Here is a 10,281-nt window from a genome sequence, read left to right as displayed (position 1 = left end):
ACTGGCGCCGCCGCCATCAGCAGCGATCACGCACCAGCCACTACCGACGACAAGCCGCATCACAGACATGAAGATCACGATCTACAGCTGAAGTATTAAGCTGATCGAACGCTTCGGGCAGATCGACGGCACCGACATTCCCTCCGCGGTCAAGCAGCACTACAACGGGCATGACCGCGTCGTCATCGTCACCGACGAGCAGACCCGGCCGGGCTGGCTGCCTTCGAACGGCTGGCAGCGCGGCGGCATGCGCGAGACCCAGATGGACGACCTGATTCCGAAGCAGGTCCCCGTCTACCTCTGGAACATGGCGGGGTACAAGCCGGGCGCCATGCCGACGGGCAGCGCGGGCCGGCACTGCTTCGGTGGCCTCACGGACCACGCCTTCCGGCTGGTGCCGCTCCTCGAAGCCGGGCGCGACGCGACCTGGCCGTGGATGTCCGCCGCAGCCTGACGCCCCGTGCCGCACTGGCCGTGCGCCCGCCACGCAATCCCGTCGCGGCGGGCGCACGCGCGTTCAGCCCGTCTTCTGCCGTTCCCGGAGTTCGTGGATGCTGCCGGCGGTGATGGTGCCGTCTTGCTGTTCGTAGTGGGAGAGGGCGAGGCCGAGGCCGAAGAAGGTGGGGGCCCATTCGCCGACGAAGATGCCCCACCGGTCGGCGCGGTCTATGCCCTTGCCAGGTTCGGCTTGGAGGCTGGTGATCCACGAGGCGATGCTGAGCCCTATGGAGGCCATGCCTGCCAGGTAGGCGTGTTCGCTGCGGATGCCCATTTCGTGCATGCTTTTGATGATCATAGGGGGCTCCGTTCTGTGGGGGTTGCCCAGCGAGTACCCCTGAGGGAATGACCCTATTGATCCACTATGCGATTTATGTGCGGTTGATCGTCTGGGGTCCGCAGCCCGGTCTCGGGCCGGCAGATGCCGCACATCTCGATCGTCATGGTGTCGTCGTCGAGCGCGAGGAGGACGTCCTCCCGTGACAGGTAGCCCATCTCCGACTTCCACATGGTGCAGCCGCCGCGGTGGAGGGTGCTGACCCGCTTGCGTGCCCGGTCGGGCTGCAGCTTCCAGCTGGTCTCCTCCCGGGCGCGCTGCTGCTGCCTCCGCTCGCGCTCCAGTTCGGCTTCGAGGGTGCGGATGCGGGCGCAGGTCTGCTTCAGCTGCCAGTCGAGCCACGCCTCGAGCGTGCGCAACTTCTCGAGGCGGTCCCCGGTCGACAGATCGTTCATATGTTCGACTCTAGGGGGTAGGCTGCGCACCGGCACCACGAGGGGGCGAGCATCGGGAGGACGGAATGCGGCCCAAGCTGCCAGCGCTCGACTTCCTCGGCATCGGCCCCGCGACCTGGAGCCAGCACCGCCCGAGGTAACGCCTGAACAAGGGCCTACGTCAGTCCGTTTCTGGCTCGGGGTGCCTGGCGGCCTTCTTCACTGCGGCCTCGACGTCGTACCGCGACTTCTCCTCCGCCTCGGCGTGGTCGGTGATGGCGGCCTGGACGTCGCGAGCAAGGTCTCGCCAGGCCCGCCAGGCTGTCTCGTACGTCTGCGTCTGCTGCTCGCTCCACGGCTGGGCGGTGGGCGGCCCGTACTCTTCCCGCAGCTTCAGAACCTGGGCGTGCGCGTCGTCGGCCGCGCGCTGCATCTCCACGAGTTCGTCGCAAGTGTGTGCCACGTGCAGGGATCCTATGCGCCGCGGTCACGCTGCCTCTACGAAGGTCTCGGCCCGGACGGCGGCCGCCCACTCCTCGACGAGCCGCTGGTACTCGCCCCGGTCCTCGGCCTTCAGGTGCCCGCCGGCACGCAGCATGAGCGCGCGGATCTCCTCGTTCACCTCGGCAGAAGACCGCACGAAACCAAGGCTCTCTGGCTCGGAGGACATGAGACAAAGCCTACGGGGCAGCACTGACAATGCGCCCTTGCGTTGCCCATGATCACTCCCGATACCCTGCCCGCATGATTCGCGCAGTGGTCTTCGACGTCGGCGAGTGCCTAGTAGACGAAACCCGGGAGTACGGCACCTGGGCCGACTGGCTCGGCGTACCCCGGCACACCTTCCACGCGATGTTCGGCGCCGTGATCGCTCAGGGACGCGACTACCGCGAGGTGTTCCAGGAGTTTCGACCTGGCTTCGACCTGTACGAGGAACGCGACAAGCGCGCAGCCGCCGGCCAGCCCGAGACGTTCGGGGAAGCGGACCTGTACGACGACGTTCGGCCCACGCTCACCCAGCTGCGAGCGGATGGCCTCTGGCTGGGCATCGCCGGGAACCAGACGATTCACGCGGGGAAGATCCTCCGCGAACTGTTCACGAACGACGTCGACCTGATCGGCACCTCAGACGACTGGGGCGCCTCGAAGCCAGACCCTGAGTTCTTCCGCCGCGTCGCCGAAGTCACCCCCTTCGCCAACGACGAGATCCTCTACGTCGGCGACCGCGTCGACAACGACCTCCGGCCCGCCGTCGCCGCGGGCATGCACACCGCCCTGGTTCACCGCGGGCCGTGGGCGACGATCCAGTGGCGGACTGAGGAAGCGGAGAAGCTCCCGACCTTCAGGGTCGAGAGCCTCCTCGAGTTGTCCGGGCTGATCATCAACTTCAACGAGCCAGCGCGCTGACGGTCGTCGACCATCCATACAGGCGGTCATCCAGCTCCCGCACACACCGCTCGTGCTGGTGCGGCGCCAGCGCGCGCCGCGCTTCGCGCACCCGGTCCATGCCCATCGCGTACCAGGTCCGCTCCAGCTGATCGAGGGCGCGCAGGGCGTACCGGCATGCCGCCTCGGGGTCACCGGCCGCGGCCTCGACGGCTGCGAGGTCCCCGAGGACGACGGTCGTCTGCTTTTCCTCGCTGGGGTCGAGAGCCTCGAGCACCCCAAGGAGTGTTTCCCGCGCCTGTGGCAGATGCCCGGCCTGCAGTTGCGTGTTGCCCTTGAACGCTGCCAGCCGCACTGGGCTGAACCAGTCCATCCACTCTGGGCTGTCGTGTTCGGAGCCGGTGGCGAGCACATCCTCAGCGTGTCCGATCAGGTGGAGTGCGGTGCGGGTGTTCCCGCACCGGGTCTCGCACTCCGCCTCGACGGCGTCCAGCCAGGCGAGGGCCTCGGCGGAGGCCGGGCCACGGCGGGCGTACGTGCGGGCGGCGACCATCCGCTCCACGGCCGCGTCACGATCACCCGCCCAAGCGGGAATGAACGCGGTGTGCGCCAGGATCGCCGACCCGAGGAGCGAGTCATCGGCTTCGCCAGCTGCCTGGAGCGCGCGGAGGAGAGTCTGCTGGGCGCGGTCAGCGTCGCGCAGGTCGAAGAACTCGATGCGACCGGCGAGGAGCCACGTCTCGGCGAGCGCTGCGGCGGTTCGCTGTCGGGTCTGCCCGGTGGTCTCCGGCAGCAGGGCGCAGCCGAGGGTGGCGTGGGCGAGCGCCGCCGGGTGCAGTGTGGATGGGGCGACGGACCAGTACAGGCGCCGGTGCGACCGTGTGACGGCCTCGTAGTCTGCGGCGACGGTGGCGGGCTGAACAGCCACTGCTTGCGTCGGCACGGCCGCGAGGCCGATGGCGGCGGCCGTGGCCGTGAGGACGGTACGCCGCCCGCGGTCGGCCTGCAGGCCGTTGGGTGGGGTGAATCCGAGGGATTCCAGGTCCTGGCCGAGTAGGCGTGTGAGAGCCTGTCCTACCTCGGGCTGGGGCCATGGTGGCGTGTCGGATTCCCACCGGCGTACTTGTCGCACTCCGACGCCGAGGGCGTCTGCAAGGGCCTGCTGAGATGGGTAACCCGCCGCCAGGCGGGCGGACTTCAGGCGGGTGTTCCCGGCGGGCCGTGCCACTGCGTACCTCCTGGTCTAGCGATGCGCTAAGTGTCACCGTAAGCCCGGTGATTGGCTACTCGTCACCCCTAGAGCCCAACGAAAGTCCTTTTCTGCGCCGGGGAAAGACCTCTCGAAGTCCTCGGTTCGCGCCCCAATGAGGGCCACTCTTGAACGCACCTGATCGCTGGTGCTTCGAGGAGCCAGGATGCCGACCACGCGTTTACCAACCGCTGAAGGCTGCACACTGCATGAGGCAGGACAGGCCTGGGACGCGATCCGCGTGCCGCGCCAGCTCGGCCTCGCCGCGATGGCCATCCTGGGCGCCCGATGCGGCGCCGTACTCGAATACCCGCACAAGGCGGCGGTCTACTACTTCGTCCCGCGCGGCACCGCAGCCCACTGGGAGCTTGAAGGCACGCAGCCGCTGGGCGAGGGCAGCACCCTCACGATCCCGCCGGCGCGCTGCACGACGGCGCCGGGCCCGCACTGGCGGGTCTGTCCGGGCGATGACGGCTGGCTCACTGATGCCCGCGCTCTCCAGGCGGCCCTTGAGGACTGTTCGCCGAGGAACGGCTCGGAGTGGTCGGCATGAGCGACGGGCCAGCGGTGCAGATGGAGCACGAGGCGCTCGCCCGCGCCGCCAAGGCCTTCGCGGCGAAGCCGTCGTACGCGGCGTACAAGGCCCTTATGGAGCACTATGGCCACTGCCCGGGCTGTGCGCACGCCACCAACCCGTGCGCGAACGGCGCACAGTTGCGGCGAGCGTGGGTGGCGGTGCGCTGGTCATGAGCAACAAGACGATGAGCGAGCCCGTTCAGGTCCTCCTGCCACCCGAGTGGCCGACCCCCCATCCCGGGTGCCAGGTCTGCGGCGCGCTCGCCCTGCAGCGCGACGAGGCCCAGGCGGCGGGGGATTACTCGAAGGTCTCGGACTGCAACGTCGAGATCCGCGAGCACAAGGACGCCCACCCGAGGCGGCGACGGTGAGTACCCGCGGGAAGCGGCCCGTGGCCAGCGGCAGTGGCCCGGCCAGGTGGCAGCGCATCGCCAGCAACGCTCAGTTCACCAGGACTCAGCGGGCGTACCGGGCGTACATGGACCACTGCGGAGACTGCGCCACCTGCGCCGTCGATAGCAGGCAGTGCCCGACAGCAGATGAGTTGTGGGCCGCATACCGCGCCGCGACGTCCTCATGAGGCTCCGCTCACCTCAGCACCCAAGTCTCCCGCTTTGCTGTGGACCGGAAACCGCGGTGAGGCGGGCCCGCCCGTCCCGCCGAAGTCTCCGCAAGAGCTTCGGCGGGACGGGTTCTCCAGACCATGTCGAGTACGGAGCCCCGATGGAGCAAGTGGAACAGGTCCCGTGGCCCGAACCGGCGCCGTTCATGGAGCAATGCACAGAGTGCGCCGACCTGCTCGAGCGCTTCCTCGTCCGCATCATCTTGGATGTCGGCTGCCATTCAGAGGCCCTCCTGTTCTCCAGGCACATCGCCGAGAGCCACCCCGAGGATCTCCCGGGACCCCACACGGACGGCTGCTCCACCTGCCAGAGGTATGCCGAGCGAGACGAGAAAGATCTCTGGGCTGTGCACCGTGCACGTGGCCTTTTTCTGCCCGCGCCCATCGCCCGGCTGATGTAGGTCACCAACACCACAAGCCCCCTGCTTCGGCTCCCCAACCCTGGACAGGTCGAGCAGCCGGTGCAGGGCCTCCAGCACGGCACGACACCTCAGAAGGGAAGGTCCATGACCGTCACTCTCGAACAGCCCGCGAGTACCCGGACGCGGGACACCAAGGAACTCCTCAACGCCGTGGCTCCGCACATCACGGAGCTGACCGTGAACATCTTCGATTCCGGTATGAGCCTGTGGGACCGCGAGGTCGCGCTGCTGCTCCGTGACCACACGATGGTTCGCGACATGGCCGAACGGATCCTCGGCAACGTTGTCATGTACGTCATGGGATCCATCGGAACCCCGACGTCCACCTGGGCGTCGGCAAACTCGTGGACATCGGTGTCCACCAGCTGATCCTGGACACCCCGGTCTGGTGGGGTATCTGCCGCCTCTACAACGGGGGCCGCTTCAAGCACCACGCGCCGTTCATCCAGCGCCGCAACGACGGCCTGTGCCTGCGCACCGGAGACTTCCTCCGCTCCCAAGGCTGGCCCATCGACGAAGAGCTGTGGGCCATCGACGGCGCGAGCTGCTCGCCGTGCGACGACAAGGTGCCCGACAGCCACTGACGCCGCTACAGTCGCCCCCGCCCTCGCTTCCCCCGGAGGGCGGGGGCTCCCCGCCATGACCCAGAGGAACACGCTGTGCCTGTACCGCACGACATCGCTGCCGAGACAGAACTGTGGGACGCCTACGCCGAGTCCGCTTTCAAGGACGACGCCGAGCCATCCATCTGCTGGACCCAGTACGCCGGCCACGGTCCCGGCGCCGAGCTCCTCGGCAGCCCTCGCAGTGTGCTGGAGATCGGTTGCGGCACGGGTCGTGCCCTCGCCTTCCTGGCCGGGCAGGGAATCGAGGCCCACGGCGTCGACCTCTCCCCGATCATGGTGAAGAAGACCAGCGAACGGTGGGCGGACACCGGCGCCACCTTCCACTGCGGCGAAGTCCTCGAGTGGCTGTTCGATCATGAGGGCACCTACGACGCCGTGTACTCCATCTTCGGGGCTGCCTGGTTCTCCGATCCGGGGCGCCTGTTCCCCCTCGTGCGGGCACGGCTCAACCAGGGCGGCGTGTTCGTGTTCTCGCAGCCGCCGGCGATTCCCGGCGCGTACGGACCCCAGGGTATGTACAAGGGCGGCTTCGCGGGGAAGGCGATGTTCACCTACCGCTACAGCTACCGGCCGGCCGTCTGGGAACGACTACTGACTCGGGCTGGGTTCACGGCCGCTGAAGCCCGCGTCATCGACGCTCCCAAGGCAGGGCACATCGGCACGCTGATCGTCCGCGCCGAGGCCTGAGCCGGCCCGACCCGTCGGCTGACCCCGTGGCGGATGGGCGGGGCTCTTCAGTCGACGAGGACGGAGACGCGCACGTCCAGGGCGGCGGCGATCCTCAGCAGGTGCCCGTACCGGGGGTCGCTCTCGCCGCACTCGATGCGTTGGAGGGTGCGCCGGTCGATCCCGGTGATCTCGGCGAAGTGCTCCTGGGTGTAGTCGGCGCGGATGCGTAAGTCCCGTACGCGGTCGCCCAGGTCGCGACGTCGGTCGTTGATCCATTCCGGGAGGTCGCGAGGCACTCGACAAACTTGGGATCTCCATGTTCCCATGTCAGCGTCACCCGTGACGCTTTATTTGATCTTGAAGCGGGAAGCGCATCGTGGCAGCAACGAAGCCGGCCGCTGGTGTGGGCCGTGGCAATCAAAGGCTGCAGTTCGTTGCTGCGAGGGGTGGTCGCTGCAACGAAGCTGGGGGTGGCTTGGTACTGCACCCCTGAGCCCCGCCCCGTCGGAGGACCGGAAACCTTTGGCGGGGCGGGTTTTGCGTTGCCGTCGATGCAGTGCGTGCATATGCCAAGCGCACGACACTAGAACTGACGTTCGATAAAGGTTATCGTTGGTGCACAGCGGCCCCGGCTGGCAGAGGACCGGAAACCTCCGCCGGCCGGGGCCGTGTTGCACCCAGTGGGGGGCTGCGAGCGGTCGTCGTCTCACGGACATCTCACAGAGGTCACGTGAGACGACGACCGGACCCCCTCCGACCTGGACGGAGCGGACGCTATGGACGCTCCGGACCCTCCTTGGACGCCGGGTAAACTCCGTACACGTGACTGCTGCGCCCGCAAAGCCCCGTATCCCGAACGTCCTCGCCGGACGCTACGCCTCCGTCGAGCTGGCCACACTCTGGTCCCCCGAGCAGAAGGTGAGGCTGGAGCGGCAGCTCTGGCTCGCCGTGCTGCGGGCCCAGAAGGACCTCGGGATCGAGGTGCCGGACGAGGCGATCGCCGACTACAAGAGCGTGCTCGACCAGGTCGACCTCGCCTCGATCGCGGAGCGCGAGAAGGTCACCCGGCATGACGTGAAGGCGCGGATCGAGGAGTTCAACGCGCTCGCCGGGCACGAGCAGGTGCACAAGGGCATGACCTCGCGCGACCTGACCGAGAACGTCGAGCAGCTGCAGATCCGGCTCTCCCTGGAGCTGATGCGCGACCGCGCGGTGGCCGTCCTGGCACGCCTCGCCAAGCTGGCGGGCGAGTACGGCGAGCTGGTCATGGCCGGCCGCTCGCACAACGTGGCCGCGCAGGCCACGACCCTCGGCAAGCGTTTCGCCACGGCCGCCGACGAGCTGCTCGTCGCGTACGGCCGCGTCGAGGAGCTGCTCGGCCGCTACCCGCTGCGCGGCATCAAGGGCCCGGTCGGTACGGCGCAGGACATGCTGGACCTGCTGGGCGGCGACGCGGGCAAGCTCGCCGAGCTGGAGCACCGGATCGCCGAGCACCTCGGCTTCTCCCAGGCCTTCACCTCCGTCGGCCAGGTCTACCCGCGCTCCCTCGACTACGAGGTCGTCACCGCGCTGGTGCAGCTCGCGGCCGCGCCGTCGTCGCTGGCGAAGACGGTCCGCCTGATGGCTGGGCACGAGCTGGTGACCGAGGGCTTCAAGCCGGGTCAGGTCGGCTCCTCGGCGATGCCGCACAAGATGAACACCCGCTCCTGCGAGCGCGTCAACGGCCTGATGGTGATCCTGCGCGGCTACGCCTCGATGACCGGCGAGCTGGCGGGCGACCAGTGGAACGAGGGCGACGTGTCCTGCTCGGTCGTGCGCCGGGTCGCCCTGCCGGACGCGTTCTTCGCGCTGGACGGGCTGCTGGAGACGTTCCTGACGGTGCTCGACGAGTTCGGTGCCTTCCCGGCGGTGATCGCGCGCGAGCTGGACCGCTACCTGCCGTTCCTCGCCACCACCAAGGTGCTGATGGCCTCCGTGCGCGCGGGCGTGGGCCGCGAGGTCGCGCACGAGGCGATCAAGGAGAACGCCGTCGCCTGCGCCCTCGCGATGCGCGAACAGGGTGCCGAGCGCAACGAGCTGCTCGACCGGCTGGCCGCCGACGAGCGCATCCCGCTGGACCGCGCCGAGCTCGACGCGCTGATGGCGGACAAGCTGTCCTTCACGGGCGCCGCCTCCGACCAGGTCGCCTCGATCGTCGGCCGCATCGAGGAGATCGTGAAGCAGCACCCCGAGGCCGCCGGCTACACCCCGGGGGCGATCCTCTGACCCGGTTCACCCCGGCGGACCTGGAGGCCGCCCGCGACCGTCTGGTGCCGGACGTTGTCGCGGACGGCCTCGACGTCCTCTTCTGCGGTATCAACCCGGGGCTGATGACGGCGGCGACGGGCCATCACTTCGCCCGCCCGGGAAACCGCTTCTGGCCCGTGCTGCATCTGTCGGGCTTCACCCCGCGGCTGTACCAGCCGCCCGAGCAGGCCGAGTTGCTGTCGTACGGGCTCGGGATCACGAACGTGGTGGCGCGGGCGACCGCGCGGGCCGACGAGCTGACCGCCGAGGAGTACCGCGAGGGCGGACGGATCCTCCATGCCAAGGTGGAGCGGCTGCGGCCGAAGTTTCTGGCCGTGGTCGGGGTGACCGCGTACCGGGCGGCCTTCGACTACCGCACGGCCCGGGTCGGCCCCCAGGAGCGGACGATCGGCTCCAGCCGCGTCTGGGTGCTGCCCAATCCGAGTGGGCTCAACGCGCATTGGACGGCGGCGACGATGGCGGAGGAGTTCGCACGGCTGAGGCACGCCGCGCGGGACTAACGACTACCGGAAGATGAAGCAGGCCCTGGGCCTGGCTCACTTCGAGGGCCGCACCTGGGGCGGCTGGCACCACCACGTCACCCTTGTCTCCGTCGCGCATGCCTTCTGCACCCTGCAACGACTGGCGCGGGCCCCAAAAGACGCGGCGTCGGCCTGAGCCTCTACCAGGTCGTCCGCGAGCTACAGACACTCCTCGCGGCCTGGACCGGCGCCTGCCCGACCTGCCACCGCGACATACCAGCACCAATAGACACCTGACCAAGCCCTACTACCGAGCAACCACGAAACCCCAGGTCACAGTCACAACCTAGAGTCTCGATCAAACACCGGGGCGGTTCAGTTGACACCAGCAGCGAGGGCAACCACTTCCCCGTCGCCATGACGTTCAAGGACACCGCTACCAGCATGACCGCGCCCGCCGGCGCAATCGAGTTCGACCCGAACTCCATCGAGGACCTGATGGCCGCCTCCCTCGGAGGCTGACCCCACCAGGCCAAACACGAAGGCCCGAGCCGCAGCCGCGGCCCGGGCCTTCGCCGTCACCACAGTAATTCCGCAGCAGGGCGCCGATGTCCGGTCCGGGTAGGACCGTGCGGTGGTCCACCGGTGGTCGAAGGCTTCTAGTGCCGCGGCAGGCGACGTTTGCCCGTCAAGGAGCGGCGTCCGGTGCGTGCTCTGGGGGTACCCCCTGCTCGAAGAGCTTGGGGGAGTGCCG

Annotated in this window: 15 protein-coding genes and 2 pseudogenes; 11 read left to right on the top strand and 6 right to left on the bottom strand. The window is 68.6% G+C overall.

The window, feature by feature from the left end; genetic code table 11:
• The first annotated feature begins 247 nt into the window (after positions 1-247).
• On the top strand, positions 248-454 hold the full coding sequence (locus tag AB0N14_RS38965; protein WP_366030440.1) for a hypothetical protein: 207 nt from the start codon (positions 248-250) through the stop codon (positions 452-454).
• A 63-nt stretch (positions 455-517) separates the two neighbouring features.
• Here the strand turns inward: AB0N14_RS38965 and AB0N14_RS38960 are convergent, their stop codons facing one another.
• The 4 genes from AB0N14_RS38960 to AB0N14_RS38945 all read right to left on the bottom strand — a co-directional run bounded on the left by AB0N14_RS38960 (position 518) and on the right by AB0N14_RS38945 (position 1,879).
• Entirely contained in the window at positions 518-796 is a 279-nt protein-coding gene (locus tag AB0N14_RS38960; RefSeq protein WP_366030439.1) for a hypothetical protein, read from the bottom strand.
• Positions 797-849: 53 nt separating this feature from the next.
• Entirely contained in the window at positions 850-1,230 is a 381-nt protein-coding gene (locus AB0N14_RS38955) for a DUF6233 domain-containing protein (protein WP_366030438.1), read from the bottom strand.
• Between the two features lie 160 nt (positions 1,231-1,390).
• Positions 1,391-1,672: a hypothetical protein gene (locus AB0N14_RS38950; RefSeq protein ID WP_366030437.1), complete on the bottom strand. Its 282-nt coding sequence runs from the start codon at positions 1,670-1,672 to the stop codon at positions 1,391-1,393.
• Positions 1,673-1,696: 24 nt separating this feature from the next.
• Positions 1,697-1,879, bottom strand: a complete 183-nt coding sequence (locus AB0N14_RS38945) for a hypothetical protein (protein ID WP_366030436.1) — start codon at positions 1,877-1,879, stop codon at positions 1,697-1,699.
• 74 nt (positions 1,880-1,953) lie between these two features.
• On the opposite strand from AB0N14_RS38945, the gene AB0N14_RS38940 reads away from it, so the two are divergent.
• Positions 1,954-2,616: an HAD family hydrolase gene (locus AB0N14_RS38940; protein WP_366030435.1), complete on the top strand. Its 663-nt coding sequence runs from the start codon at positions 1,954-1,956 to the stop codon at positions 2,614-2,616.
• Here AB0N14_RS38940 and AB0N14_RS38935 read toward each other — a convergent pair.
• Entirely contained in the window at positions 2,597-3,823 is a 1,227-nt protein-coding gene (locus tag AB0N14_RS38935; RefSeq protein WP_366030434.1) for a helix-turn-helix transcriptional regulator, read from the bottom strand. The two genes, AB0N14_RS38940 and AB0N14_RS38935, sit on opposite strands and share 20 nt — an antisense overlap.
• Before the next feature lie 187 nt (positions 3,824-4,010).
• Here AB0N14_RS38935 and AB0N14_RS38930 point away from each other — a divergent pair, with 187 nt between their 5' ends.
• From AB0N14_RS38930 to AB0N14_RS38905, 6 genes and pseudogenes are all read left to right on the top strand, one after another.
• Positions 4,011-4,397 (top strand): hypothetical protein, encoded by a 387-nt coding sequence (locus tag AB0N14_RS38930; RefSeq protein ID WP_366030433.1) that lies wholly within the window; start codon positions 4,011-4,013, stop codon positions 4,395-4,397.
• On the top strand, positions 4,394-4,594 hold the full coding sequence (locus AB0N14_RS38925; protein WP_366030432.1) for a hypothetical protein: 201 nt from the start codon (positions 4,394-4,396) through the stop codon (positions 4,592-4,594). The genes AB0N14_RS38930 and AB0N14_RS38925 overlap by 4 nt, the downstream gene beginning before the upstream one ends.
• Positions 4,591-4,791, top strand: a complete 201-nt coding sequence (locus AB0N14_RS38920; protein ID WP_366030431.1) for a hypothetical protein — start codon at positions 4,591-4,593, stop codon at positions 4,789-4,791. Before AB0N14_RS38925 ends, AB0N14_RS38920 begins: the two co-directional genes overlap by 4 nt.
• Before the next feature lie 352 nt (positions 4,792-5,143).
• Positions 5,144-5,443 carry a hypothetical protein gene (locus AB0N14_RS38915; RefSeq protein ID WP_366030430.1) on the top strand — a complete coding sequence of 100 codons (300 nt, stop codon included), beginning with the start codon at positions 5,144-5,146 and terminating at the stop codon, positions 5,441-5,443.
• A 105-nt stretch (positions 5,444-5,548) separates the two neighbouring features.
• A pseudogene (locus AB0N14_RS38910) lies at positions 5,549-6,048 on the top strand (hypothetical protein).
• A gap of 75 nt (positions 6,049-6,123) precedes the next feature.
• Positions 6,124-6,777 (top strand): class I SAM-dependent methyltransferase, encoded by a 654-nt coding sequence (locus tag AB0N14_RS38905; RefSeq protein WP_366030429.1) that lies wholly within the window; start codon positions 6,124-6,126, stop codon positions 6,775-6,777.
• A gap of 47 nt (positions 6,778-6,824) precedes the next feature.
• Here the strand turns inward: AB0N14_RS38905 and AB0N14_RS38900 are convergent, their stop codons facing one another.
• A complete protein-coding gene (locus AB0N14_RS38900) occupies positions 6,825-7,055 on the bottom strand; it encodes a helix-turn-helix transcriptional regulator (protein ID WP_366030428.1) in 231 nt (76 codons plus the stop codon).
• Positions 7,056-7,581: 526 nt separating this feature from the next.
• Here AB0N14_RS38900 and purB point away from each other — a divergent pair.
• The 3 genes and pseudogenes from purB to AB0N14_RS38885 form a co-directional block, all read left to right on the top strand.
• On the top strand, positions 7,582-9,024 hold the full coding sequence (gene purB / locus AB0N14_RS38895) for an adenylosuccinate lyase (protein WP_366030427.1): 1,443 nt from the start codon (positions 7,582-7,584) through the stop codon (positions 9,022-9,024).
• On the top strand, positions 9,021-9,566 hold the full coding sequence (gene mug, locus AB0N14_RS38890; protein ID WP_366030441.1) for a G/U mismatch-specific DNA glycosylase: 546 nt from the start codon (positions 9,021-9,023) through the stop codon (positions 9,564-9,566). The genes purB and mug overlap by 4 nt, the downstream gene beginning before the upstream one ends.
• Positions 9,565-9,723 (top strand): annotated as a pseudogene (locus tag AB0N14_RS38885) (IS701 family transposase); the annotation flags it as partial. The gene mug and the pseudogene AB0N14_RS38885, both read left to right, overlap by 2 nt.
• Positions 9,724-10,281: the final 558 nt, after the last annotated feature.

The organism is Streptomyces sp. NPDC051104, from assembly GCF_040682835.1.
GTDB lineage: Bacteria > Actinomycetota > Actinomycetes > Streptomycetales > Streptomycetaceae > Streptomyces > Streptomyces cynarae.
This window is presented reverse-complemented; position numbering and strand designations above follow the sequence as displayed.